Origin of the sequence: Pantoea anthophila (assembly GCF_026104315.1) — a bacterium.
In the GTDB taxonomy this organism is placed as follows: Bacteria; Pseudomonadota; Gammaproteobacteria; order Enterobacterales; family Enterobacteriaceae; genus Pantoea; species Pantoea anthophila.
On sequence record NZ_CP110473.1, the window covers coordinates 2,943,591 to 2,967,202 of the forward strand.

At 56.9% G+C, this 23,612-nt stretch carries 24 protein-coding genes and 1 other RNA gene; 11 read left to right on the forward strand and 14 right to left on the reverse strand.

The window, feature by feature from the left end:
• The first annotated feature begins 13 nt into the window (after window positions 1–13).
• The 3 genes from OJ965_RS16305 to ykgO all read left to right on the forward strand — a co-directional run bounded on the left by OJ965_RS16305 (window position 14) and on the right by ykgO (window position 3,731).
• Window positions 14–3,169 (forward strand): efflux RND transporter permease subunit, encoded by a 3,156-nt coding sequence (locus OJ965_RS16305; RefSeq protein ID WP_150029368.1) that lies wholly within the window; start codon window positions 14–16, stop codon window positions 3,167–3,169.
• A gap of 155 nt (window positions 3,170–3,324) precedes the next feature.
• Entirely contained in the window at window positions 3,325–3,579 is a 255-nt protein-coding gene (locus OJ965_RS16310) for a type B 50S ribosomal protein L31 (protein WP_009091662.1), read from the forward strand.
• Between the two features lie 11 nt (window positions 3,580–3,590).
• Entirely contained in the window at window positions 3,591–3,731 is a 141-nt protein-coding gene (gene ykgO / locus OJ965_RS16315; protein ID WP_009091664.1) for a type B 50S ribosomal protein L36, read from the forward strand.
• A gap of 45 nt (window positions 3,732–3,776) precedes the next feature.
• On the opposite strand, the gene OJ965_RS16320 is transcribed toward ykgO, so the two are convergent.
• From OJ965_RS16320 to OJ965_RS16330, 3 genes are read right to left on the reverse strand one after another with little or no spacing between them, the layout of a single operon-like run.
• The gene (locus OJ965_RS16320; RefSeq protein ID WP_150029367.1) at window positions 3,777–4,655 is read right to left on the reverse strand and encodes a metal ABC transporter substrate-binding protein; all 879 of its coding nucleotides are present in this window, start codon (window positions 4,653–4,655) and stop codon (window positions 3,777–3,779) included.
• A gap of 15 nt (window positions 4,656–4,670) precedes the next feature.
• On the reverse strand, window positions 4,671–5,510 hold the full coding sequence (locus OJ965_RS16325) for a metal ABC transporter permease (RefSeq protein ID WP_009091667.1): 840 nt from the start codon (window positions 5,508–5,510) through the stop codon (window positions 4,671–4,673).
• Window positions 5,507–6,175 carry a metal ABC transporter ATP-binding protein gene (locus tag OJ965_RS16330; RefSeq protein WP_167431160.1) on the reverse strand — a complete coding sequence of 223 codons (669 nt, stop codon included), beginning with the start codon at window positions 6,173–6,175 and terminating at the stop codon, window positions 5,507–5,509. Before OJ965_RS16330 ends, OJ965_RS16325 begins: the two co-directional genes overlap by 4 nt.
• A 339-nt stretch (window positions 6,176–6,514) precedes the next feature.
• On the opposite strand from OJ965_RS16330, the gene OJ965_RS16335 reads away from it, so the two are divergent.
• The 3 genes from OJ965_RS16335 (at window position 6,515) to OJ965_RS16345 (ending at window position 7,633) form a co-directional block, all read left to right on the forward strand.
• A complete protein-coding gene (locus OJ965_RS16335) occupies window positions 6,515–6,868 on the forward strand; it encodes a hypothetical protein (protein ID WP_009091670.1) in 354 nt (117 codons plus the stop codon).
• 147 nt (window positions 6,869–7,015) lie between these two features.
• Window positions 7,016–7,393: an Hha toxicity modulator TomB gene (gene tomB / locus OJ965_RS16340; protein WP_046101364.1), complete on the forward strand. Its 378-nt coding sequence runs from the start codon at window positions 7,016–7,018 to the stop codon at window positions 7,391–7,393.
• 24 nt (window positions 7,394–7,417) lie between these two features.
• Window positions 7,418–7,633: an HHA domain-containing protein gene (locus OJ965_RS16345; RefSeq protein ID WP_003850458.1), complete on the forward strand. Its 216-nt coding sequence runs from the start codon at window positions 7,418–7,420 to the stop codon at window positions 7,631–7,633.
• Window positions 7,634–7,771: 138 nt separating this feature from the next.
• Here OJ965_RS16345 and ffs read toward each other — a convergent pair.
• An RNA gene (ffs, locus tag OJ965_RS16350) (signal recognition particle sRNA small type) lies at window positions 7,772–7,868 on the reverse strand.
• A 175-nt stretch (window positions 7,869–8,043) separates the two neighbouring features.
• Between ffs and OJ965_RS16355 the strand changes: the two genes are divergently transcribed.
• Window positions 8,044–8,361: an MGMT family protein gene (locus OJ965_RS16355; RefSeq protein ID WP_058956360.1), complete on the forward strand. Its 318-nt coding sequence runs from the start codon at window positions 8,044–8,046 to the stop codon at window positions 8,359–8,361.
• 33 nt (window positions 8,362–8,394) lie between these two features.
• On the opposite strand, the gene OJ965_RS16360 is transcribed toward OJ965_RS16355, so the two are convergent.
• Window positions 8,395–8,952 carry a YbaY family lipoprotein gene (locus OJ965_RS16360; protein ID WP_058956361.1) on the reverse strand — a complete coding sequence of 186 codons (558 nt, stop codon included), beginning with the start codon at window positions 8,950–8,952 and terminating at the stop codon, window positions 8,395–8,397.
• Window positions 8,953–9,142: 190 nt separating this feature from the next.
• Between OJ965_RS16360 and tesB the strand changes: the two genes are divergently transcribed.
• Window positions 9,143–10,006 (forward strand): acyl-CoA thioesterase II, encoded by an 864-nt coding sequence (gene tesB / locus OJ965_RS16365; protein ID WP_058956362.1) that lies wholly within the window; start codon window positions 9,143–9,145, stop codon window positions 10,004–10,006.
• A 48-nt stretch (window positions 10,007–10,054) separates the two neighbouring features.
• On the opposite strand, the gene amtB is transcribed toward tesB, so the two are convergent.
• From amtB to OJ965_RS16390, 5 genes are all read right to left on the reverse strand, one after another.
• Complete coding sequence (amtB, locus tag OJ965_RS16370; RefSeq protein ID WP_009091680.1) at window positions 10,055–11,341, reverse strand: ammonium transporter AmtB; 1,287 nt, start codon at window positions 11,339–11,341, stop codon at window positions 10,055–10,057.
• A 34-nt stretch (window positions 11,342–11,375) separates the two neighbouring features.
• Entirely contained in the window at window positions 11,376–11,714 is a 339-nt protein-coding gene (gene glnK / locus OJ965_RS16375; RefSeq protein WP_003850469.1) for a P-II family nitrogen regulator, read from the reverse strand.
• Between the two features lie 258 nt (window positions 11,715–11,972).
• Window positions 11,973–13,748, reverse strand: coding sequence for a SmdB family multidrug efflux ABC transporter permease/ATP-binding protein (locus OJ965_RS16380; RefSeq protein ID WP_265137152.1), 1,776 nt, complete (start codon window positions 13,746–13,748; stop codon window positions 11,973–11,975).
• Window positions 13,741–15,510, reverse strand: a complete 1,770-nt coding sequence (locus OJ965_RS16385; RefSeq protein WP_265137153.1) for a SmdA family multidrug ABC transporter permease/ATP-binding protein — start codon at window positions 15,508–15,510, stop codon at window positions 13,741–13,743. Before OJ965_RS16385 ends, OJ965_RS16380 begins: the two co-directional genes overlap by 8 nt.
• Before the next feature lie 16 nt (window positions 15,511–15,526).
• The gene (locus OJ965_RS16390) at window positions 15,527–15,997 is read right to left on the reverse strand and encodes an Lrp/AsnC family transcriptional regulator (protein ID WP_154928011.1); all 471 of its coding nucleotides are present in this window, start codon (window positions 15,995–15,997) and stop codon (window positions 15,527–15,529) included.
• Window positions 15,998–16,113: 116 nt separating this feature from the next.
• On the opposite strand from OJ965_RS16390, the gene OJ965_RS16395 reads away from it, so the two are divergent.
• Window positions 16,114–17,148 (forward strand): PLP-dependent cysteine synthase family protein, encoded by a 1,035-nt coding sequence (locus tag OJ965_RS16395; RefSeq protein ID WP_009091687.1) that lies wholly within the window; start codon window positions 16,114–16,116, stop codon window positions 17,146–17,148.
• A gap of 34 nt (window positions 17,149–17,182) precedes the next feature.
• Here the strand turns inward: OJ965_RS16395 and cof are convergent, their stop codons facing one another.
• A complete protein-coding gene (gene cof / locus OJ965_RS16400; RefSeq protein ID WP_265137154.1) occupies window positions 17,183–18,004 on the reverse strand; it encodes an HMP-PP phosphatase in 822 nt (273 codons plus the stop codon).
• Window positions 18,005–18,097: 93 nt separating this feature from the next.
• On the opposite strand from cof, the gene OJ965_RS16405 reads away from it, so the two are divergent.
• Together OJ965_RS16405 and queC are read left to right on the forward strand one after the other, a co-directional pair.
• On the forward strand, window positions 18,098–19,816 hold the full coding sequence (locus tag OJ965_RS16405) for an SgrR family transcriptional regulator (protein WP_265139284.1): 1,719 nt from the start codon (window positions 18,098–18,100) through the stop codon (window positions 19,814–19,816).
• A 41-nt stretch (window positions 19,817–19,857) separates the two neighbouring features.
• Entirely contained in the window at window positions 19,858–20,553 is a 696-nt protein-coding gene (gene queC / locus OJ965_RS16410; protein WP_265137155.1) for a 7-cyano-7-deazaguanine synthase QueC, read from the forward strand.
• A 47-nt stretch (window positions 20,554–20,600) separates the two neighbouring features.
• Here the strand turns inward: queC and OJ965_RS16415 are convergent, their stop codons facing one another.
• The 3 genes from OJ965_RS16415 to ppiD form a co-directional block, all read right to left on the reverse strand.
• Complete coding sequence (locus OJ965_RS16415; protein WP_009091695.1) at window positions 20,601–20,999, reverse strand: acyl-CoA thioesterase; 399 nt, start codon at window positions 20,997–20,999, stop codon at window positions 20,601–20,603.
• A 97-nt stretch (window positions 21,000–21,096) separates the two neighbouring features.
• Entirely contained in the window at window positions 21,097–21,450 is a 354-nt protein-coding gene (locus tag OJ965_RS16420; protein WP_167431166.1) for a helix-hairpin-helix domain-containing protein, read from the reverse strand.
• 140 nt (window positions 21,451–21,590) lie between these two features.
• Complete coding sequence (gene ppiD, locus OJ965_RS16425; protein WP_046101356.1) at window positions 21,591–23,459, reverse strand: peptidylprolyl isomerase; 1,869 nt, start codon at window positions 23,457–23,459, stop codon at window positions 21,591–21,593.
• Window positions 23,460–23,612: the final 153 nt, after the last annotated feature.

The window sequence follows — 23,612 nt, forward strand, 5'->3', positions numbered from 1 at the left end:
GAGCCGTTGATTCATGGCTAAGTTCTTTATCGATCGCCCCATCTTTGCGTGGGTGCTCGCCATCATCATCATGCTGGCCGGTGCGCTGTCGATTCTCAAACTCCCGATCGAGCAATATCCCAATGTTGCGCCGCCGGCGATTGAGATTCAGGCCTCTTACCCTGGTGCGGATGCGAAAACGCTGCAGGACACGGTGACCCAGGTCATTGAGCAGAATATGAACGGTATCGATGGACTGATGTATATGTCCTCGAGCAGTGACTCATCCGGTACCCTGACCCTGACCATCTCCTTTGAGTCAGGCACGGATGCAGACATCGCGCAGGTTCAGGTGCAGAACAAACTGCAGCTGGCGATGCCACTGCTGCCGCAGGAAGTTCAGCAACAGGGGATTCAGGTTAAAAAATCCTCCAGCAGCTTCCTGATGGTCGCCGGCTTCATCAGCGACGATGACAATATGACTCAGAATGATATTTCTGATTATATTTCCTCGACCATTAAAGATCCGCTGAGCCGTACCAAAGGTGTCGGTGATACCCAGGTGTTTGGTGCGCAGTATGCGATGCGTATCTGGATGGACCCGCACAAGCTCAATAACTACAACCTGACGCCGGTTGACGTGATCAGCGCGCTGAACACGCAGAACGCCCAGGTTGCCGCCGGTCAGTTAGGCGGGACACCCCCGGTGCCGGGACAGCAGCTTAACGCCTCTATCATTGCGCAGACCCGCCTGACCTCGACCGATGAGTTCGGCAAAATCCTGCTGAAAGTGAATGAGGATGGTTCACAGGTTCGCCTGCGTGACGTGGCAAAAATCGAGCTCGGTGCAGAAAACTACGAGATCATTGCCCGTTATAACGGCCGGCCCGCGTCCGGTATCGGTATCAAACTGGCAACCGGCGCCAACGCCCTGGATACCGCGAATGCGGTGAAAGCGGAACTGGCGAAGATGCAGTCCACCTTCCCGGCCGGAATGAAAGTGGTTTATCCGTATGACACCACCCCATTCGTTAAGATCTCTATTTTCGAAGTGGTGAAAACGCTGGCTGAAGCCATCGTGCTGGTGTTCCTGGTCATGTACCTGTTCCTGCAGAACTTCCGCGCGACGCTGATTCCGACTATCGCCGTGCCGGTGGTGTTGCTCGGCACCTTCGCCATCATCAGCATTTTTGGCTACTCGATAAACACCCTGACGCTGTTCGGGATGGTGCTGGCTATCGGCCTGCTGGTGGATGACGCCATCGTGGTGGTGGAGAACGTTGAGCGCGTGATGCAGGAAGAGGGCTTGCCGCCAAAAGAGGCGACCAGGCGTTCTATGGAGCAGATTCAGGGTGCGCTGGTCGGTATCGCGCTGGTGCTGGCCGCGGTATTTATCCCGATGGCGTTCTTTGGTGGTTCGACCGGTGTGATTTACCGTCAGTTCTCGATCACCATTGTGTCAGCCATGGCGCTGTCGGTGCTGGTTGCCCTGATTCTGACCCCGGCACTCTGCGCCACCATACTGAAGCCGGTGAAAAAAGACGGTCACGGTAAAACGACCGGCTTCTTCGGCTGGTTTAACCGGATGTTCGACAAAAGTACCAATCACTACGTCGACAGCGTTGGCCACATCATTCGCAGCACCGGCCGTTATATGGTGATCTACCTGGTCATCGTGGTCGGCATGGCGTATCTGTTCATGCGTCTGCCCTCTTCATTCTTACCGGAAGAGGACCAGGGGTTACTGCTGGCTCAGGCGCAGCTGCCTGCGGGCGCTACGCAGGAACGCACCCAGAAAGTGCTGGATCAGGTCACCGACTACTTCCTGACGCAGGAGAAAGACACGGTTAAATCGGTGTTTACCGTTAACGGCTTCGGCTTTGCCGGTCGCGGACAGAACACCGGTATTGCTTTCGTCAGCCTCAAGCCGTGGGATGAGCGAACCAGCAGCGACATGAAGGTACCGGCGATTGCCGGGCGTGCGATGAAGGCGCTGGGTGCCATCAAAGATGCGATGGTCATCCCCTTCAACCTGCCAGCCATTATCGAACTGGGTAACGCCACCGGCTTCGACTTTGAGCTGATTGACCAGGCCAACCTGGGCCACGAAAAACTGACCGAAGCGCGTAATCAGCTGTTCGGCATGATTGCCCAGCATCCTGACACCCTGGTGGGTGTGCGTCCTAACGGTCTCGAAGATACGCCGCAGTACAAGCTGATCATCGATCAGGAGAAAGCACAGGCGCTGGGCGTATCGTTAAGCGATATCAACACCACGCTCGCGGCCTCCTGGGGTGGCTCCTACGTCAATGACTTCATCGACCGTGGTCGCGTGAAGAAAGTTTACGTCATGGGTAAAGCGGACTCCCGTATGCTGCCGGACGATATCGGCAAATGGTACGTGCGCAACAGCAACGGAACGATGGTGCCTTTCTCCGCCTTCTCGACGGCGAAGTGGCAGTATGGTTCACCGCGTCTTGAGCGTTACAACGGTCTGCCTGCGATGGAAATCCTGGGTCAGGCTGCGCCAGGTAAGAGCTCCGGTGCCGCCATGGATCTGATGGAGCAGCTGGCGGAGAAACTGCCTGCGGGTATCGGCTATGACTGGACGGGCATGTCTTACCAGGAACGTCTGTCGGGCAACCAGGCGCCTGCGCTCTATGCCATCTCGCTGATTGTGGTCTTCCTGTGTCTCGCCGCCCTGTATGAGAGCTGGTCGATTCCGTTCGCGGTTATGCTGGTGGTTCCGCTGGGGGTTATCGGTGCGCTGATCTTCACCACCCTGCGTGGCCTGAGTAACGACGTCTACTTTGTGGTGGGGTTACTGACAACCATTGGCCTCTCGGCGAAGAACGCCATCCTTATCGTCGAATTTGCTAAAGATTTGATGGATAAAGAGGGCAAAGGCCTGGTGGAATCGTCGCTGGAAGCCTGTCGTATGCGTCTGCGTCCGATCCTGATGACGTCACTGGCGTTTATTCTCGGGGTACTGCCGCTGGCGATCAGTACCGGTGCCGGTTCCGGTTCGCAGAACGCTGTAGGTACCGGCGTTATCGGCGGCATGGTTACCGCGACCGCGCTGGCTATCTTCTTTGTTCCGGTGTTCTTCGTGGTGGTTCGCCGCCGCTTCAGTAAGCACAAAGAGGAACCGCGCAGCGCTGAGCCGGTTGAGCACAACCAGACTCACTAAGCAGTAACACCTCTGAGGCCGCGCAAGCGGCCTTTTTTTTACCCTTCAGTTTCGCCCTCCTCTCCCCCTCGCCTTTCTGCCATCAGCTGACGTTGCATTCCGTTCCGCGGCGGCGCATAATATTGTTATATTATAACATTACATAGGTGTGCATTATGAAAGCAAATATCCATCCTCACTATCGCCCGGTGGTCTTCCATGACACCTCAGCTGACGTTTACTACAAGATCGGCTCGACCATTAAAACCGACCGCACCGTAGAGTTTGAAGGTGAAACGCTGCCCTACGTCACGCTGGATGTGTCGTCGGCTTCACACGTTTTCTACACCGGTAAACAGAAAGATTTCGCTAAAGAGGGCAGCACCGCGCGCTTTAACCAGCGCTTCGGACGCTTCCTGGGTCGTAAATAGAGGAGAGGGTCATGCAGGTATTAAGCTCGCTGCGTTCCGCAAAAAATCGCCATCGGGATTGCAGGGTGGTCCGTCGCAAGGGACGTATTTACGTCATCTGCAAAACGAATCCGCGCTTTAAAGCCGTACAGGGAAGAAAGAAGAAACGCTAGTGTGTGTCGTGATGACTGGCCGGGCTTGCCCGGCCTTTTTTATGCTTACTGCATGCTCTTCAGCATGGCGTTCACGTTGTGCTTAAAGGCAGCCTGATAGGTCGGTGCCGGACCAGAAGCCGGGGACAACGCTTCCGGATAGAGCTCACCGCCCGGCTCCGCTCCCGTAGCGCTGGCGATCTGTTTAACCAGACGCGGATCGGTCTGGTTCTCAATGAAATAGCGGGTGATGTGCTGCTGTTTCAGCTGAGTGATCAGATCACCGACGTTACTGGCACTCGCTTCCGCTTCGGTAGAGAACCCGACGGGCGCCAGGAACGTCACGCCATAGCGCTGGCCAAAGTAGCCAAAGGCATCATGGCTGGTCAGCACCTTCCGCTTCTCCACAGGAATTTTATCAAACGCCGTCTTTGCCCAGCTATCCAGCGCCTGTAACTGCTGAATGTAATTCTGTCCGCGCTGACGGATCGCCGCAGCATCCTCGGGGTCGGCTTTGACCAGCGCATTCATCACGTTGGTCGCATAGATCACGCCGTTCTGCATGCTGTTCCAGGCGTGCGGATCGGTGATGGTTTTGCCCTCCTCTTCCATGCTGCGTGTGGTGACACCCGCAGAGGCGACTACCGGCTGACCGTGATAACCGGAAGCGCTGACCAGGCGGTCCATCCACCCTTCCAGTCCCAGCCCGCTGACAAAGACCAGATCCGCTTTTGCCAGCGCCTGGCTGTCCTGCGGCGTCGGTTCAAACGTATGGGGATCGCCATTCGGCCCTACCAGACTTTTCACCTTCACATGATCACCTCCCACCTGGCTGACGATGTCTGCCAGCACGGTAAAGCTGGCGACAACGTCTACGGTTTTTGCCATCGCCAGCGGCGTGGCGAACAGCGCAGCGAGCGCCAGACTAACCGGTAATTTTTTCATAGATACCCCTTAAGATTAATGGCGGCGTAAAATTCCGCCGCACGGTCCTGTCAGAATCGAGAGAAAGAAGAGCATGGCGGCGCTCAGCACCACGGCGGGGCCGGCCGGCAGCGAGAAGTGCCAGGAGAGCATCAGGCCCGCCAGCGCAGAGAGGGTTGCCATGAAGATGGCGATGGCCAGCATCGCCGCAAGATGACGGCTCCAGAAACGGGCGCTGGCAGCGGGTAACATCATTAAACCCACCGACATCAGCGTGCCCAGCACCTGAAAGCCCGCGACCAGGTTCAGCACCACCAGCATTAAAAACAGGCCATGCACCAGCGGCGCGCTCCATTTCCCCTGCGCCCGCAGAAAGTCACCGTCAAAGGCATCGATGACCAGGGGGCGATAGATCACCGCCAGCATGATCAGCGTAAAGGCCGCGATGCCACCGACCAGCAACAGCGCCGCGTTGTCGACCGCCAGCAGCGAGCCAAACAGAACGTGCAGCAGATCCACGCTTGAGCCGCGCAGTGAAACCAGCGTGACGCCCAGCGCCAGTGATCCAAGGTAGAATCCGGCAAAACTGGCATCCTCTTTCAATGGCGTGTAGCGACTGACTGCGCCAGAGAGCAGCGCGACCGCCAGCCCGGCAATCAGGCCGCCGATACCCATGGCCACCAGGGAGAGGCCGGAGATCAGATAGCCAATGGCCGCACCCGGCAGCACCGCATGGGATAAGGCGTCACCAATCAGGCTCATACGACGCAGCGAGAGGAACACACCGAGTGGCGTGGCACTGACGGCGAGCGCCAGGCAGGCCACCAGCGCTCGCCGCATAAAGCCAAATTCGATAAAAGGCTGAATCAGGGTCACGAGGCTCGACTCCGTGCCAGGACATCGGACCGGAAGGTATCGCTGAGATGATGTTCATCCATCGACAGAACGTTACTGAAGTAACGCGCCACCAGCGGGCGGTCATGCAGCACCACCAGCAGAGTGGTACCTGCCTGCTGCTGCTGCTCCAGAATCGACATCAGCAGGGTAACCGTCTGGCTGTCTATGCCGTTAAAGGGTTCATCCAGCAGCCAGAGCGCGCTGCGCTGTAGCATCAGCCGGGCAAACAGGACGCGCTGAAGCTGCCCGCCCGAGAGGGTGGCCGGTTGCGCATCCGCATAATCGCTCATCTGAACCGCCTCCAGCGCCTGCCCGATTTCCCGCCGCAGTGACCGGTTAATGCCGCCAAACCAGCCGCAGCGTGGCCAGCAACCCATGGAAACCAGTTCGAAGACCGTCAGCGGAAAGCGGGTCTCAAGTTCGGTGCGCTGTGGCAGCCAGCCGATATCCCGGCGCGCCACCTGCAGTTCGCAGCGTCCGCTTACCGGCGGCAGTAAGCCCGCAATGGTTTTCAGCAGGGTCGATTTCCCGCTGCCGTTTGCACCGACCAGCGCAGTCATGGAGCCTGCTGCGAGCTGACCCGTGATCGCCGGGGTGACCCCCTCTCCCTGGTAGCCTGCACGCAGTGCGTTAAATCGGATCATGCGCTGATCCCCCAATATATCGCGACAGCCAGCAGCGCGATGATCAGCAGGGCGACGCTCAGCCGTCCGCCCAGCGACATAAGTAATCCACTCTGACGCATCAGCTCACCAATATGTTATAACATAACAATAAGAATACCGGATGCAGCCTGCGGTTCAAGAGCGGAATGTGTTTCAAAAGGTATCGGGAGTCCGTCGGCCCAGGGAGCGTTAAAGCCACACCCGCCGCACCGCTTTACTGGCAAAACTCAGAAAATGGCAGTTTTGTGCTTTACTGGCTTGCAAACCTGTTGCGTAAAACCAATGATAGGTTTATTAACGGTTAGGAGTAGACAAGATATGCTGTCACGGATTGAATGTGATATTGCGATGGGTGAAACAGACTGCGCAAAAATAGCTGAAGTTGTTCAGCGGAATATTCTCAAAATATCAGATTTGCTGACAGGGGATTTACGCTGGTACGCTCAGAATGCGCAGTTAGTACCAGACAGTTTAAAAATAGTTTCCGTTGAATACCTGGATCTGAATAGTTTTAAATTACTTTACGATTTTCAGTGGAATTTATTTAGTCCCTGTCAGGATCTGAATGAAACGGTGACCCAAACGGAGCGGGTAAACTTTTACATTAAGCCCGGTGCGCTTGAGTTTGATGTGATAGACAACCAGCAACCCTCTCCGGGTGATGAATTGTAATATTTAGTAATTGAGATGAGCAGAACTAATGGTTTTACACTATCTTTAACGTATCCCATTTAATAACCACCTGAAAGATCGCTTCCTGGCCGCTTTATCCGAACTCGCCGCCCTGCGGCAACTGTGCAAGCTATGGAGGGGAAAAAGATGGACGAATACTCACCAAAACGGCATGATATTGCCCAGCTGAAATACCTGTGTGAGAGCCTGTTTGACGACAGCATGGCAACATTGACTGACAGCCACCATGGCTGGGTAAATGATCCCACTTCTGAAAGCAATCTGCACCTGAACGATCTGATTGAACATATCGCTTCGTTCACCATGAATTACAAAATTAAACACGTTGAAGATGAAGCGCTGATTTCGCAAATCGATGAATATCTTGATGATACTTTTATGTTATTCAGTAACTACGGTATCAATAATCCTGATCTTCAGCGGTGGCAACGTTCAGCAAAACGCTTATTTAATCTGTTCACTGAAGAGTGCGCTTTTCTCCAGCAACCGAGCCATTCATTATAGTACAGACGTGAGAACGCTTTATTTATGAACAAAACACTGACAAAAACTGATTATTTGATGCGACTGCGTCGCTGTCGCTCCCTGGATACCCTGGAGCGGGTGATCGAAAAGAATAAGTATGAATTACCGGAAGATGAATTAGCGGTATTCTATTCGGCAGCTGACCATCGTCTGGCCGAGCTGACGATGAATAAGCTCTACGATAAAGTACCGGGTTCGGTCTGGAAGTTTGTCCGCTAATCTGCTCACCTGCATCTGACGGCATTGTCCCCACATTAAGTACCGGATATTCCTGCCTGCCGGCAAAGGATCGGCCCAGGCGGGTTTTGCCTGTCTGTCAGACTGGGGAAGAAGTTCAGGGGGGGAAAGTGGTGGGGGCCCTGCCAGCTACATCCCGGCACACGCATCACCTGCTACGGCTGCTTCCTTCCGGATCTGACCGAGTTCACAAGCTAGCATTGCGGGAGAACCAACAGGGCCCCCATTGACAAGCCCTCTTTACGAGAGCGGGGGCATTATCTGGGAAGGGGCTGGCAATTGCAAGCGTCGTCGGGACAACCGTTGTTTTCTTGAACAACCGCCGCGTTGATGCTTTCACCATGGCCTCTACATGATAAAGTTAACCCTCTTTTTCCTGACGAAATAAGCACATGAATCAGCCTGACACTTTCCAGCAACGCATCTGGCAAATTGTTGCCGCGATTCCATCCGGGTGCGTCACGACCTATGGCGATGTGGCACGACTGGCCGGTTCGCCGCGTGCGGCACGTCAGGTCGGCGGTGTGCTGAGCCGGTTACCCGAGGGAACCACCCTCCCCTGGCATCGTGTCGTCAATCGTCACGGCATGATTTCGCTTCAGGGCGACCAGCTGATACGACAGCGGGATGCACTGGAAGCAGAAGGGATTGTGGTGAGTGATGCCGGTGAGCTTAATCTTGAAACGTATCGCTGGCGATTCGATGGCTGAAAAACGGGGCGGCTCTGCCGCCCCGTTTGTACATTACAGACGGGTTGGTGCAGGCACCGCCGCAGAAGGCGTGACCTGAGTCGGTGATGTCGAAGGCACGGTGGTCGCTGCGCCTGGCTGGGTTGGCATCGCCATTGAAGGCACCGGTACCAGCAGCAGTTCAGCTTTGGTGCCGCCCTGATTGATGACCGGTTTTACGCTGTCAGTGACAAAGGCCAGCTTGCCGTCGATCGCGATGGCGGCGCTTAACAGAATGCGTGCATTTGGCTGGATGTCAGCCGGGTTAAACGGCAGCACAAACTGGAACGGCGCCTGTTTGCCTTCCGTCCGCACCACGCGTTGTGACAGCACTTTTGAAGGGGCGTCGGCAACAGACGCATCCGACAGCGTCACGGTTAATACCGCATCCGGCGGCAGCGCGATGCGCTGGCGAATAAAGACTGAACCGCTGACGTTAGGCTGCGCAATCGCCGCCGTCTGTCCGGCTACCGCAGAACCCAACGTTGGTGTTGGCACAGGTTTACTCTTGTCGGCACAGCCCGCAACAGCAACCGCCATAACTACCCCACTGAACACATGCCACAGTTTCATTGATGTCGTCTCCATTTGATCAAAATGATTGTCGGCAGCGAATCCTGCTTACAGCGTTTCACTCGCCGTATGTCCTTAATGTTGGCACAAAAATGAAATTTTGCCTGGCACAGGCAAAGCGGAAAGTCTGATTGACGTCAACTGGTCCGATCTTTCACACTGAGCAGGTCACTATATTGAGGAACGCGCCATGAGTCAGGCACTGCAAAATCTGCTGAATTTATTAAATCTGGAAAAACTGGAAGAAGGTTTATATCGCGGCCAGAGTGAAGATCTTGGCCTGCGCCAGGTGTTTGGCGGTCAGGTGGTGGGTCAGGCGCTCTATGCCGCAAAGCAAACCGTCGCGACCGATCGGACGATTCACTCCTTTCACAGCTACTTTCTGCGGCCCGGCGACAGCCAGAAAGCGATTATCTACGACGTCGAAACCCTGCGTGACGGCAAAAGTTTCAGCGCCCGTCGGGTCAGTGCAATACAGAATGGTCAGCCCATTTTTTATATGACTGCCTCATTCCAGTCACCGGAAAGTGGCTTTGAGCATCAGAATACGATGCCACAGGTGGCAGGACCGGAAAATCTGGTCACGGAACAGGCGATGGCGCAGAAGATGGCGCACATGCTGCCGGAAAAACTGCGGGAGATATTTATCGCGGAACGTCCGCTGGAGATCCGCCCGGTGCAGATTCACAATCCGCTGCGCGGGCATGTGGACAAGCCTGAGCGCCAGGTCTGGATCCGGGCCAACGGTCCGCTGCCTGACGATCTGCGCATCCATCAGTATCTGCTCGGCTATGCGTCGGATCTCAATTTCCTGCCGGTTGCGCTGCAGCCGCACGGCAAAGGATTTTTAGAGGCGGATATGCAGGTCGCCACGATCGATCACTCAATGTGGTTCCATCGTCCGTTCGACTTCAGCGAGTGGCTGCTCTACAGCGTGGTAAGTACTTCAGCGTCAGGTGCCAGGGGATTCGTACGGGGTGAGTTTTACAATCAGCAGGGGGTGCTGGTCGCCTCTACGGTGCAGGAAGGGGTGATGCGCCAGCGAAGCGAATAAAAAAAGGGGCGATAGCTCGCCCTTTTTCACTGCTTATACTCTCACGCATTACTGGTTGTAAGCGTTCTCGCCGTGGCTGTTAACATCCAGACCTTCGCGTTCGTGCTCTTCCGGTACGCGCAGACCGACAATCAGATCGGCCAGTTTAAAGCCGATGAAGGCCACCACGCCAGACCAGACGATTGTGACGCCGACGCTGAAGAGCTGAACCCAGACCTGATGGCCCATGGTCACACCCTGCGCATAACCGACGCCGCCCAGTGAAGAGGAGGCAAACACGCCCGTCAGGATACAGCCAACAATGCCGCAGACGCCGTGCACGCCGAACACATCGCAGGGGTCGTCCACACGCAGCCATTTCTTCAGAGAGGTCACACCCCACAGACCCGCCAGTCCGCCAACCAGACCGATAATCAGTGCACCGCCGACGCCAACATAACCACAGGCTGGGGTAATCGCGACCAGTCCGGCGATAAAGCCTGAACAGGCGCCCAGCAGAGAAGGCTTACCGCGCACCGCCCATTCGCCAAAGGTCCATGAGAGTACGGCACCCGCCGTTGCCACAACGGTGTTCAGGAACGCCAGTGCAGCAATTTCGTTTGCTGCTGAGGCAGAACCGGCGTTGAAGCCGAACCAGCCTACATAGAGGATCGCGGTGCCGGTGAAGACCATCGGCAGATTATGAGGTTTGAAAGCTTCTTTACCAAAGCCGGCACGTTTGCCAACCAGATACGCGCCCACCAGACCCGCTACCGCGGCGTTGATATGCACGACGGTACCGCCGGCGAAGTCCAGCGCGCCATCCTGCGCCAGGAAACCGCCTGCCCATACCATATGCGCGATAGGCAGGTAAGCCAGCGTCAGCCAGACACCGACGAAGATCAGTACGGCTGAGAAACGGATGCGTTCTGCAATGGCACCCACAATCAGGCCCACGGTGATGCAGGCAAATGAGGCCTGGAATGCAACGTGGATATACTGATAGAAGCTGCCCATTACCGCGGTCAGCTGGATATTCTTCAGCATGGCCCAGCCAAATCCGCCAAAGAAGGCGTTACCTTCGCTGAACGCCAGTGAATAGCCGTAGACCATCCACAGGACGCACACCAGCGAGAAAGTGACGGCCACCTGCGTCAGCATCGACAGCACGTTCTTACCGCGAATCAGACCGCCGTAAAACAGCGCAATCCCTGGAATTGACATAAACAGCACCAGCGCGGTGCAAATCATCATAAATGCGTTGTCAGCCTTGTCCGCAACGGCAGGCGCAGCCATCGCGAGCGATGGTAACAGTGCCAGGCTGGTCAGGCCCAGCTTAGTCAGAACTTTATTCATTTTTATTCCATCCCATCACAATACTGAGTCGTAATTACAGAGCGGCTTCGTCGGTCTCGCCGGTACGAATACGAATGACGCGCTGCAGTTCAGCCACGAAAATTTTACCGTCGCCAATTTTTCCGGTGTAAGCCGCTTTACTGATAACATCCACAACTTCGTCCAGCTGATCGTCGGCAATAGCGATATCAATTTTGACTTTCGGCAGGAAGTTCACGCTGTACTCTGCGCCCCGATAGAGCTCGGCGTGCCCCTTCTGGCGGCCAAACCCTTTCACTTCGGAGACGGTCAGTCCCTGAATGCCGATAGAGGACAAAGCTTCACGCACATCCTCCAGCTTGAATGGCTTAATTACGACGGTAACCAGCTTCATTGGATCCCCTCCAGCGAGTAAATAGGTAACGTTTACGGACACACAGGGAGATAAGCAAAGGCTGTGCCAGTTAGTAAAAGCGGTGATAATCAGTGGGTCAGGCGGGATGGAGCAAGGTGAGGCTCTGCAGTGGCTCTGAAAAGGGGGAAAAGGAGAAAGCCGGTCAGCGCATCGGGATGCACTCCTTTGGTGCTTCAGGCGTCAAAGGAGTGCATTTATACAGATTAGTCCGATAAAGCTGCGCAAAAAAGGTGCAGGTCAGGCTTCCGCGGTGGCAGGCACGCCCGACGCGAGATCATCCCCGGCCTGCTGAAGCTGATACATCTGCCAGTAGCGGCCCTGCATCGCCAGCAGTTGCTGGTGCGTGCCCTGCTCGACCACCCGGCCGCGATGGAGGACCAGGATTTTGTCGGCGTCGATAATGGTGGAGAGACGGTGAGCAATTACCACCAGCGTGCTGTGCTGACGCAGCCTGGCCAGCGTCTGCTGAATCGCCTGTTCCGTGCCGGAGTCAATATTAGCCGTGGCTTCATCCAGAATCAGTATCTGCGGCAGATCGACCAGCACCCGCGCCAGCGCCAGCAGCTGCTTCTGCCCGACAGACAGGTTATTCCCCTGCTCACCCAGCCGGGTGTGAATCCCCTCCGGCAGAGCCTGCGCCAGGGGCGCCAGCCGGACCTGTTCCAGCACCGTCCAGACCGCCTCTTCGCTGATATCACGGCCCAGCCGGACATTGGCCAGCAGCGTATCCGCCAGCACCACCGGGTCCTGCTGCACCATGGCGATCCCGTGTCGCAGCACGCTATGGCTCAGATGCCCAATCGGCCGGTCATCAATGCGGATTTCACCGCGCGTCACCGGGTAGTAGCCCATTAGCAGGTTTGCCAGCGTGCTTTTGCCGCTGCCGGTATGTCCGACCAGCGCCACAAATTCGCGTGGCGCCACCTCAAGATTAATGTCACTGAGTACATCGCGGTTTTCACGGTAGGCGAAGCTCAGATTGTTCAGCGAAATGCGGCCGGAAGCCAGCGGCTGCTGACTGTCGCCATACTGCTGCTGCGCGGCATCCATGAGTTCGAAGATGCGCTCACCGGAGACCACCGCCTGCTGCAACATCGACTGCTGTGTGGTCAGCTCAATCAGCGGCTCATTCAGGCGTCCCAGATAGGTGATGAAGGCATAAAGCACACCGACTTCAAAAACGCCGGGCACGGAGAAGCTGAACAGGACCAGCAGGCCGCACAGCACCATTGCGGAAAAGAGGCTCAGCAACGGGCGCAGCAGAAAGCCGTCGAGACGCAGTGTTTCCATCCGCGCCAGGTAGTGAGAGCGACTGGCCTCGCCCATCCGCTCGCCGAAGCGGGCCTGCTGACGAAACTGCTGGATCACGCTCATGCCGCTGATTACTTCGTTAAAGCCGTTGTTAATGTCGGCCAGATAACCGCGAACCCGGCGGGCAATCGGCGTGCTGAAGCGCTGATAGATCACCATCACCATCAGCACCAGCGGGAAGATCATCATCGCCACCAGCGCCATGCGCCAGTCAAGGCTGAACATCGCCACCATCATGGCCCCGACCAGCGCGGCACTGCGCAGCACGGTTGAGACCACCGTGACGTAGAGATCGCGGATCACTTCGGTGTCGTTGGTCACGCGTGAAATAATCTGACCGACCGGCTGGGTATCGAAGGCGCTCAGCGGCTGACAGAGCGCGGCATTCATCACATCGCTGCGTAACCGCTGCACCACGCCGATCGCCGCCCGGTTGAATAACAGCGCCTGCCAGTAGTGGAGCGCGGCGGCCAGTAGCTGAAGCAGAATGAAACTGACCAGCAGGCCGGCGACCAGCCCCCAGGGCATCTGATGTTTCGCCACCAGATTGTCGATAAAGTAGCTGACCAGCACCGGTCCGGTCACCTCAGCAGCGGCCGCGATCCAGAGCAGGCCGACGGCCAGCGACAGGGATTTACGCCAGGGCTTACCGTAGCTCAGCAGGCGCTTCAGGGTAGGCCACAAGCGGGCAGACTTAGCCATGCGGCACTCCTTTCTCATTTTCATCATCATCCAGTGCGGCTTCCAGCTGCTGATAACGGAACATATCCCGATACCAGCCGGGCGTTCCGCTCAGCGTATCGTGGTCGCCGCGCTGGGCGACGCTGCCCTGCTGCATCACCAGAATTTCACTGGCTTCCGTCAGCGCCGATAAGCGGTGCGCGCTGATAATCAGCGTGCGTCCCTCTCCCCAGATGCGCAGGTTATGCAGAATTTCATGTTCGGTTCGGCCATCCACCGCAGAAAGCGCGTCATCCAGAATCAGGATTTCGGCATTCAGCAGCAGAGCCCGGGCAATGGAAAGGCGCTGCTTCTGTCCCCCGGAGAGCATCACACCCCGCTCCCCGACTTCCGTTTCATAACCCTGTGGCAGACGCAGGATATCGTCATGCACGCAGGCGAGCCTGGCGGCCTGTTCGATCTCCTGCCGGGTCGCGCCCGGTTTCCCCAGCGCAATGTTACTGGCCACGCTGTCAGAGAAGAGGAACGGCGTCTGGCTGACCACCGCCAGGCGGCTGCGCCAGCTGTCGAGCCGCAGCTGCGGCAGCGGGATCTGGTGGTAGCGGATATCCCCCTGCTGAATGTCAAAGTGGCGCTGAATCAGGCTGAGCAGCGTGCTTTTGCCGCTGCCGGTCGGGCCGCACAGTCCCAGCATCTGACCGGGTTTCAGCTGAAAGCAGACATCGCTTAACACCGGCGCCGTGCTGGCCGGATAGTGAAAGGCTCGAATCGCCACCTGAAGCGTTCCGGGGTCAGGCGGCAGCGTTTTGTCACCATCTTCCACCGCCGGTGCTTCCGCCAGCAGCGCGCCGATGCGGCTCCACGCGGCGCTGCCGCGTTCGACAATATTAAACATCCAGGCCAGCGCCAGCATGGGCCAGATCATCAGGCCGAGATACATCACGAAGCTGGTGAGCTGACCCAGCGTCATCTGATCATGCCACACCAGCCAGCTGCCGCCGCCAATCGCCAGCAGGTTTGAAAAGCCGATGGCGATATAGATAGTGGGATCGAAACGGGCATCAACCCGCGCTACGCGCAGGTTTTTCTCACCGGTGTCGCGGGCGATAGCGGAAAACTGCTGTGACTGATGCTGCTCAAGCCCAAAGGCTTTGATCATGCGGATGCTGGTCAGGCTCTCCTGCGTCTGATCGTTAAGGCTGGAAAAGGCTGCCTGAGCCAGCTTAAAGCGATCGTGCAGTTGATTACCGTAACGATGGATGACGATCGCCATCACCGGCATCGGCACCAGCGAGAGCAGCGTCAGCTGCCAGCTGATCTGGGTACTCATCACCAGCAGCACGCCACAGCCCATAACCAGCGAGTCCACCAGCGTCAGCACCCCTTCCCCGGCAGCAAACACCACCCGATCCACGTCGTTGGTGGCGCGCGCAATCAGGTCACCCGTGCGATGGCGCAGATAAAATGCCGGTTGCTGACGACTTAGCTGACGATAAAAATCTTCACGCAGCTCGACCGCCAGCTGGTAGGAGGCGCCAAACAGCAGCACGCGCCAGACATAGCGCAGCAGATAGACCACGACCGCCGTTGCCAGCATGACCCCAATCCACATCATGATGCGACCGGTACTCATGGTGTCGCCTGTCACGCCGTCAACAATGATCCCCACCACATGCGGCGGCAGCAACTGCAGAACAGCAATAACAATCAGCAGGATGACCGCGCCCAGATAGCGTCGCCACTCCCGCAAAAAATACCAACTTAACTGACTGAATAATCGCACAGCGCTGTTCTCAATCTCAGGCCCCCAGAGGGGCAACGGGTAAAGCCGTGGTGTATTTAATCTCTTCCATGGCGAAGCTGGAGGTCACATCGATCAGGCCGGGCACGCCGTTGACTAATCGCTTATAGAAAGCATCATAGCTTTTCATATCGGCCACCTGAATGCGCAGCAGGTAGTCATACTCGCCTGCCATGCGGTAAAAGGCCATCACCTCCGGCATGCTATTGACCACCGAGACAAAGGCCTGATACCAGTCACGGCTGTGCTGCTGGGTTTTAACAAACATAAACGCCGTCAGTGACAGGCCTATTTTGTCACCGTCCAGTAACGCCACCCGCGCGCGAATAATGCCATCATCTTCCAGTTTTTTCAGTCGCTTCCAGCAGGGGGTGGTCGTGAGATTGACGGCATCTGCCAGCGCCTGCAGCGACAGCGTGCAGTCCTGCTGCAGCAGCGCAAGCAGCTTAAGGTCAGTTTTGTCTAACATTCGCGTCTCCGGGAGAATCATTTTCTCCATTAACGCGATTTTAGCGGTAATTTTGCAATCTCTTTTTCCTGCACGTGCCATAAAATAGCCGGACTGTTTATAACCGGATGACTGAGATGCAGACCTGCTGGATTCGCCACGCTATCAACGAAATTAACGCCGATTTTCAGCGATCGGCCGAGACGCATCTGATCCGTTTCGATCTGGCGGATTTTCCCGGCATCTGGTTCTACCTGAAAGATGAGAGTACCCATCCTAGCGGCAGCCTGAAGCATCGCCTGGCGCGCTCCCTGTTTCTTTATGGCCTCTCTAACGGCTGGATTAAACAGGATACGCCGATTATTGAAGCCTCGTCAGGCAGCACGGCTGTTTCTGAGGCCTACTTCGCACGGCTGCTGGGACTGCCCTTTATTGCGGTGATGCCAGCCAGTACAGCAAAACGGAAAATTGAGCAGATCGCCTTTTATGGCGGGCGGTGTCATTTTGTCGAGGATCCCTGCCAGCTCTACGCGGAATCTGAGCGGCTGGCGCGTGAACTGAACGGCCACTTTATGGATCAGTTTACCTATGCTGAGCGTGCAACCGACTGGCGCGGCAATAACAACATCGCGGAGAGCATTTTCCGTCAGATGCAGCATGAACCCTATCCGATCCCTCATACGGTGATTATGAGTGCGGGCACCGGCGGCACCTCCGCCACACTGGGGCGCTATATCCGCTATCAGGGACTCGAAACGAAACTGCTGGTGGTCGATCCCCAGCACTCGGTGTTTTTCGATTACTGGCAGCAGCGTGATGCCACCCTGACCAGCACCCGTGGCAGCCTGATCGAGGGGATTGGCCGTCCGCGGGTCGAGCCATCATTTATGCCCGATGTGATCGACGAAATGATCAAAGTGCCGGACGGCGCAACGCTGGCCGCGATGCTGAAACTGGAAAAGATTCTGGGACGCAAGCCGGGTGCCTCTACCGGCACCAACTTCTGGGGCATGATGCAGGTGGCGAAACGCTTACGGGCGGCAAATCAGTCGGGCGCGCTGGTCACGCTGTTATGTGACAGTGGTGAACGCTATCCTGACAGCTACTATCAGCCGGAATGGGTGGCAAAACATATCGGTGACATCACGCCGTGGCAGCGCGAGCTGGCGTAAAAAACCGGACTTCCTGTCCGGTTCACGGCAATCCTCAGCATTCGGGGGAATACGCGAGGTGGGGTGTCGCCAGCCAGTGATTTAAATAATGGGACACCGCCTGTGTCCCGCAATGCCCTAACACCGGCAGATGCGGAAGCGCCCTCTTTAACTGCGCCATCGCATTGCCCATGATGAAACCCTGCCCGGCCTGAGCCAGCATCTCGCGATCGTTCATCGCATCCCCGAACGCCATACACTCCGCCATGGTCAGGGAGAGGTGGTCACACAGCAGCGCCAGCGCGCTGCCCTTGTTGCAGTTTGCGGGCAACACTTCCAGACAATCCTCCGCAGAGAAACAGATGTTGACCTGATCGCCCAGCACGGCATCCAGCTGCGTTTTAAGCTGACACAGGTGCTGATGCCGATCGATGAAGCAGATTTTTGTTACCTGATGCGCGGGCAGCGTTTTAAGGTCGCACAGCTGATAGCCAAATCCGCTCATCTGATGCGCCACCAGCAGTTCAGGCTGCGGCCGGTCGGTAAACCAGCCCTGGTCGTTAAAGATGTGCATCGTGGCAGTCGTCTCCCAGTGACGATGGATCACCTCTTCGGCGACAGCAGAAGGCAGATCGCATCCAAACAGCCGCGTACCCTGCCGGTCATGTATGCGGGTGCCATTCCCCGTGATAAGCCAGGCGGGCAGAATCATTTTTTCCCGCAGAATCTGCATCTCCAGCAGATGGCGGCCCGTCGCCAGCGCGAGATGAAGACCCCGTGAATGTAACGCCTGAAGACTATCCAGTGTCTGCTGTCCCAGCTGGTGATCCGGCAACAGCAATGTGCCATCCATATCGAACGCGGCTAAACGCATCATGACTCTCCTCCTGCTGAAAAGATGAGTCCCACTATTGCCTGTTAATTACGGAACTAATAGTGAATACTTTTAAAAAATTGTTCCGGGTTTATGATGCGCGAACTTCACCGTATTCATCAGTTTCAGCGCCTGTGGCAGCAGAGTCAGGGGGCGCCTCAGCAGACCTGCGTGGCGGAGATGGCCCGTCACTGCATCTGCAGCGAGCGTCATCTCCGTACGCTGCTGTCACACTGGCAGCAGTCGGGCTGGCTCAGCTGGCGGGGTGAAGCGGGCCGGGGTAAGCAGGGCCAGGTCACTTTTCTGCGCACGCCTGAAGCGTTACGTCAGCAGCTGCTGCAACGGCAACTCGATAGCGGCGCGGCGGCAGACGCCTTGCAGCTGCTGGATCTGCCGCCGGAGCGGCTGATGACTCTGCTGCGCCCGATGATGGGGGGACAGTGGCAGAACGATACGCCGGTGCTGCGCATCCCCTACTATCGCCCGATGGAGAGCACAGCGCCGCATCAGATTACCGGTCGGGCTGAACAGCATCTGGTGCGCCAGATCTACTCCGGCCTGACCCGCTTTGAGCAGGATGCGCCGGTTGGCGATCTGGCTCATCACTGGCAGCACGATGAAACGGGATGTCACTGGCTATTCTGGTTACGGCCTCAGCTGAGGTGGCACAACGACGAGCCGGTTCAGGCGGAGCAACTGGTATCGCAGTTTCGTCAGCTGTTGCAGGAACCGCGCGTCGCACTGCTGCTGGCCGACGTGGAGAGCGTGGAAGCGCCGCATCCGCTGGCCCTGCGTTTTGTGCTGCGGCAACCTGATTTCTGGCTACCGCACCGGCTGGCACATCTGCTGTGCCTGCTGCCCCATCCCGATCATCCCGCCATCGGCAGCGGTCCGTGGAAACTGCGTCACTTCAGCCCTGAACTGGTCAGGATGGAGAGTCATGCGCAGTGGCATCTGCAGCGTCCGCTGTTGCAGGCGGTGGAGTACTGGATTACGCCACGGCTGTTCGACCCCCGCCTGGGCAGCAGCTGTCGTCATCCGGTGCAGATCGCCATCGGCGATGCCGCCGAGCTTAAGACGCTGCAACCGGTCAGCAACAGCATCAGTCTCGGTTTCTGCTATCTGCTCTGCCGCCCGCGTGACGGATTTACTGCCGAACAGGCGCGCAGCGTTTTCCATCTGATCCAGCAAAGCGGCATCGTCAGCCGGCTGCCTCTTGATGAAGGCTTAATTACGCCCAGCAACGAGCTGCTGCCTGGCTGGCCGGTGCTGCCGATCGAGGCGGTGCCTGGCCCCCTGCCCGCCACGCTGACACTCCACTATCAGCTGCCGGTTGAGCTGCATCAGATGGCGCAGGCGTTATGTGAATTACTGAGGCAGCATGGCTGTCACCTCCAGGTGTTTTTTCATCCGGTCAAAAGCTGGCAAACCATTCATCAGCTTGATGAGGCCGACCTGGTGATGGGCGATCGACTGATAGGCGATGCCCCGGTGTTTACACTGGCGACCTGGCTGGCACTGGATCCGCTGTGGCGGCCTCTGTTAGCGACCCCGCAGGGCAAAGCGGTACAGAGACAGCTGCTGGCTATCCAGCAGATTGCTGACGGTCAGGCCCGCTCCCGCGCGCTGCATCAGCTTTATCATCAGCTGATGGCGGACGGCATTCTGCTGCCGCTGTTCAACTATCGCTACCAAATCTACGCGCCGCCCGGCGTCGAAGGGATTGAACTCAATACGCTGGGCTGGTTCGATTTCAGCCGCGCATGGATTCCGCCGCCGATTGATCCGCCGTGCAGCTGTTCAGCGGCGGAATGAGGCATTACCATAAGCGCAAAATTACTTATCAGGGAAATGCCATGAAACGCGCTGTTGTTGTTTTCAGCGGTGGACAAGATTCCACAACCTGCCTGGTTCAGGCTTTAGCACTTTATGATGAGGTGCACTGCGTCACCTTCGATTACGGACAACGCCATCGGGAAGAGATTGAGGTGGCCCGGGAACTGGCTATCAGGCTGGGTGCGCGCGCACATAAAGTGCTGGATGTCACCATGCTGAACGAACTCGCCGTCAGCAGCCTGACGCGCGATAGCATTCCGGTACCCGCCTACAATCCTGACTCCACCGGATTACCGAGTACTTTTGTCCCGGGTCGCAATATTCTCTTTCTGACGCTGGCCTCGGTTTATGCCTATCAGGTAGAGGCCGAAGCGGTGATCACGGGCGTCTGCGAAACCGATTTTTCCGGCTATCCCGATTGCCGCGATGAGTTTGTTAAAGCCATGAACCAGGCGGTCACGCTTGGCATGGCGCGCTCTCTCCGCTTCGAGACGCCGCTGATGTGGCTTAATAAGGCGGAAACCTGGGCGCTGGCGGACTACTGGCAGCAACTGCCGCTGATTCGCGAAGAGACGCTGACCTGCTATAACGGCGTGAAAGGTGACGGCTGCGGTGAGTGTGCAGCCTGTCATTTACGGGCCAACGGCTTGCAGGGTTATCTCAGCGATCGTGCGGGCGTGATGGCCGCAATGAAAGCAAAGAGCGGCCTTAACTGAGGCCGACAGTGATGGCGGCAGCGATCGGGTTTGCCGCCTTTTTTCTCTCATGCCATCAGACGCATCAGTCGCTCCCGCAACGCCCCTTCCAGGGTGACCGCCTTCTGGGTGCGCAAATCGATGCAGACAAAGGTCAGCGCAGCATCGGCAACCACTGTTTCCTGGCCTGCCAGTAGCACCCGCTGTGCGATGACGCCACTCCTGCCATTTAACTGCGTAATCTCACTGTCGATGGTGAGTACGTCGCCCAGTACGGCCGGGCGACGGTAGTTGATGTTAATATTGACCACCACAAACGCCAGTTTCTGCTCCTGCAGCCAGTGGAATGCTTCAGCCTCTTCCAGCCATTGCCAGCGCGCCTCCTCAAGAAATTCAAGATAACGCGCATTGTTAACGTGCTGATAGACATCCAGATGGTAGCCGCGCACTTTTATCGTGGTCTGCATGGTCATGCTCTCCTGCTTTGGGTGAACTGGTTGGACCTGTTCACTTTAGCAGAGCCGCCGGTTCAGCGCGGGTTATGCATCACAGATGCGTACTGCCTCACAATTTCAGCCGGTCTGCATTACGTTCTATCAGCGCATTCCCGATCCCCGGCACTTCGCTGAGTTGCTGGATCGCGCTGAACGGTCCGTACTGTTCGCGATAGCTGACAATGGCCTGGGCCTTTTTCAGCCCCACGCCGTTCATCACGGCAGAGAGCTGTTCCGCCGTCGCATTGTTGATGCTGACCTGACCCGGCTGAGCAACGTCGCTGATCGCTTTTTCCGGCGCAGGCAATGCGTTCTGGCTGATGGACGTGCTGGCAGGATCGGGGGCCGCAGCGACGCTGCTGTGGCAGAACGCGCCGCCCAGCGCGAGTGAGAGATAGAGGGCAACGACTTCATGTTTAGCCATGCTGTGTTTCTCCTTGTGTGTAAACAGCAGCGACAGCGTGTCACGACGGTGCACAAGGCACAAAAGCGGGATTTCAGAAATGGAAAAGGCCGCGAATGCGGCCTTGGGTTATTACAGTGATTTCGCGGTTTCTGCGAGACTTACTGCATTTGTGCGGCTGCGCCGTACTTGATTTTTGCCTCTTTGCGCAGATTTTGCAGTAACGCTTCAAAGGTCAGCTGGGCATTGTTCTGCGTGACACCTTTGACCATTTCATCAATCTGCGCCTGTGGCATGGTGCCGGTTTTCACCTTATCCACTGCCACCAGCACCACGTTGCCCTGCATATCTTCGCTCACGCCCCATGATGGTTTGTTATCCGCAGGCTGAGGCAGATTAAAGGCAGCCTGTGCCACCGGATCCTGCACGTTGCGATCGACCGTTTTACTGGCGCTCAGCGTCAGGCCTGCTGCGGTCAGCGCATCCTGCTTACCGGCTTTAAGCGCATCCAGCAGTTTGTCCGCCTGGGCTTTCGCCTGCTGCGTCGCTTTATCATGCTTCAGCGTGTCAGTGATCTGCGCCTTAACCTGATCCAGCGGTTTTACCGCTTCCGGTTTGTGATCGCTGATACGCAGCACAAAGGCGCGGTCGCCATCCACTGTGATGATATCGGAGTTATTACCCGGCGCACCGTTCTGTCCCACCAGGCCACCGTTGAAGATAGCCTGCTTCACCGGATCAAAGTTGAGCGCGTCTGGCAGTGAATCCTGACTGAACCAGCCGGTCTCCTGCGCCTTCAGACCGGAAGCCTGCTCGGCACCCGCCAGTGACTCATTATCGTTGCTCGCCGCTTCGCTGACTTTCTGCTGCAGTTTGTAGAAGGCATCAACGCCCTTCTCCTGCTTCACTTTCGCGGCAATCGCGCTGTGAACGTCAGCCAGCGGCTTAACCTGCTCTGCCTGGATATCGTCAAGACGCACGACCAGGAAGCCCACTGACGATTTGATCACGCCCGACATCTGGCCTTTCTCTGTCAGGCCCGCATTTTTCAGCTCATCCGGTGTGGTAGACGGTTCCAGCCAGCCCATGTCGCCGCCCTTACGCGCGGAGATAGGGTCAATGGATTTGGCTTTTGCCACGTCCGCGAAAGAGGCGCCCGCTTTCAGCTGAGCCAGAACGGCATTAGCATCCGCTTCCGTTTTGGTCTGGATTACGCTGTAGCGGGTACGCTGTGGCTGCGTGTAGTCCGCTTTATGCTGATCGTACCAGGCCTGGATATCCGCCTCGCTGGCATCCTGCTGCATGCTGGCGGCATCCATCAGGATGTAGCTGACGCGGAACTGCTCTGGTGCCATAAAGCTGCTTTTATGCTGCTGATAATACTGGCTGATTTCGTCATCGGTGACGGTCTGTTTCGCCGCCAGCGCGTTCACATCCAGCGTCGCCTGACGGATATCACGCTGCTGTGACACCAGGTCCACCAGCCGGCTCGCTTCGCCTTTCAGCGTGAAGTCGGTATTGGCAACGGCATTGATCAGCTGTTGATTGGAGAGCTGTTTACGCAGCGCTTCAGCATACTGGTCAGCACTGAAACCCATGCTGCCGATCAGATTGAGGTATTTCGCATTATCGAATTTACCGTTGGTCTGGAAAGCCTGCTGGTTGAAGATAGCCTGTTTGACCTGATCGTCGCTGATGCTGAGATGGAGATCTTTGATATAGCTGTCAAGCAGCGCCCGGTCGATTAACTGAGACAGCGCCTGCTGACGCATCTGCTGCATGTAACCGTCGTTGCTGGCCAGCTGCGAGAACTGATCCCCCAGCATCTGCTGCTGACGGCTGCGTTCGCTGTTGAACGCCTGCTCCAGCTGCGCGCGGCTAATCTCCTGACCGTTTACTTTGGCCGCATAGTCGTTATTGCCGCCAATCAGATAGTTGCCAACGCCCGTCAGCACAAAGGAGAGGATAATCAGCCCCAAAATAATCTTGAGCACGACATGGTTCGACGCCGCGCGTAAATTGTCCATCATGGTATGGCAACACTCCGCTGTAGTGTGAATGTAAAGCCCGGTCGCCCTTCGCCTCTGGCTGGCGACTCACGCAACTGCTGGCTTAGCTGGCAGTCTCAATCCGGTCCAGGTCCATCTAACGGCCCGATTTTCACCGATTAAAACAAAAAAGGC

Excerpts from the sequence above, each read along its gene's own strand:
- OJ965_RS16420 (WP_167431166.1), bottom strand. The coding sequence starts at position 21,450 with ATGGCTAAACATGAAGTCGTTGCCCTCTATCTCTCACTCGCGCTGGGC.
- OJ965_RS16320 (WP_150029367.1), bottom strand. The coding sequence starts at position 4,655 with ATGAAAAAATTACCGGTTAGTCTGGCGCTCGCTGCGCTGTTCGCCACG.
- cof (WP_265137154.1), bottom strand. The coding sequence starts at position 18,004 with ATGATGCGTTTAGCCGCGTTCGATATGGATGGCACATTGCTGTTGCCG.
- OJ965_RS16355 (WP_058956360.1), top strand. The coding sequence starts at position 8,044 with ATGAATCAGCCTGACACTTTCCAGCAACGCATCTGGCAAATTGTTGCC.
- tomB (WP_046101364.1), top strand. The coding sequence starts at position 7,016 with ATGGACGAATACTCACCAAAACGGCATGATATTGCCCAGCTGAAATAC.
- glnK (WP_003850469.1), bottom strand. The coding sequence starts at position 11,714 with ATGAAGCTGGTTACCGTCGTAATTAAGCCATTCAAGCTGGAGGATGTG.
- queC (WP_265137155.1), top strand. The coding sequence starts at position 19,858 with ATGAAACGCGCTGTTGTTGTTTTCAGCGGTGGACAAGATTCCACAACC.
- OJ965_RS16310 (WP_009091662.1), top strand. The coding sequence starts at position 3,325 with ATGAAAGCAAATATCCATCCTCACTATCGCCCGGTGGTCTTCCATGAC.
- OJ965_RS16395 (WP_009091687.1), top strand. The coding sequence starts at position 16,114 with ATGCAGACCTGCTGGATTCGCCACGCTATCAACGAAATTAACGCCGAT.
- OJ965_RS16345 (WP_003850458.1), top strand. The coding sequence starts at position 7,418 with ATGAACAAAACACTGACAAAAACTGATTATTTGATGCGACTGCGTCGC.
- OJ965_RS16330 (WP_167431160.1), bottom strand. The coding sequence starts at position 6,175 with ATGATCCGATTTAACGCACTGCGTGCAGGCTACCAGGGAGAGGGGGTC.
- OJ965_RS16380 (WP_265137152.1), bottom strand. The coding sequence starts at position 13,748 with ATGGCTAAGTCTGCCCGCTTGTGGCCTACCCTGAAGCGCCTGCTGAGC.
- OJ965_RS16415 (WP_009091695.1), bottom strand. The coding sequence starts at position 20,999 with ATGCAGACCACGATAAAAGTGCGCGGCTACCATCTGGATGTCTATCAG.
- tesB (WP_058956362.1), top strand. The coding sequence starts at position 9,143 with ATGAGTCAGGCACTGCAAAATCTGCTGAATTTATTAAATCTGGAAAAA.
- OJ965_RS16405 (WP_265139284.1), top strand. The coding sequence starts at position 18,098 with ATGCGCGAACTTCACCGTATTCATCAGTTTCAGCGCCTGTGGCAGCAG.
- OJ965_RS16360 (WP_058956361.1), bottom strand. The coding sequence starts at position 8,952 with ATGAAACTGTGGCATGTGTTCAGTGGGGTAGTTATGGCGGTTGCTGTT.
- ppiD (WP_046101356.1), bottom strand. The coding sequence starts at position 23,459 with ATGATGGACAATTTACGCGCGGCGTCGAACCATGTCGTGCTCAAGATT.
- ykgO (WP_009091664.1), top strand. The coding sequence starts at position 3,591 with ATGCAGGTATTAAGCTCGCTGCGTTCCGCAAAAAATCGCCATCGGGAT.
- amtB (WP_009091680.1), bottom strand. The coding sequence starts at position 11,341 with ATGAATAAAGTTCTGACTAAGCTGGGCCTGACCAGCCTGGCACTGTTA.
- OJ965_RS16335 (WP_009091670.1), top strand. The coding sequence starts at position 6,515 with ATGCTGTCACGGATTGAATGTGATATTGCGATGGGTGAAACAGACTGC.
- OJ965_RS16305 (WP_150029368.1), top strand. The coding sequence starts at position 14 with ATGGCTAAGTTCTTTATCGATCGCCCCATCTTTGCGTGGGTGCTCGCC.
- OJ965_RS16390 (WP_154928011.1), bottom strand. The coding sequence starts at position 15,997 with ATGTTAGACAAAACTGACCTTAAGCTGCTTGCGCTGCTGCAGCAGGAC.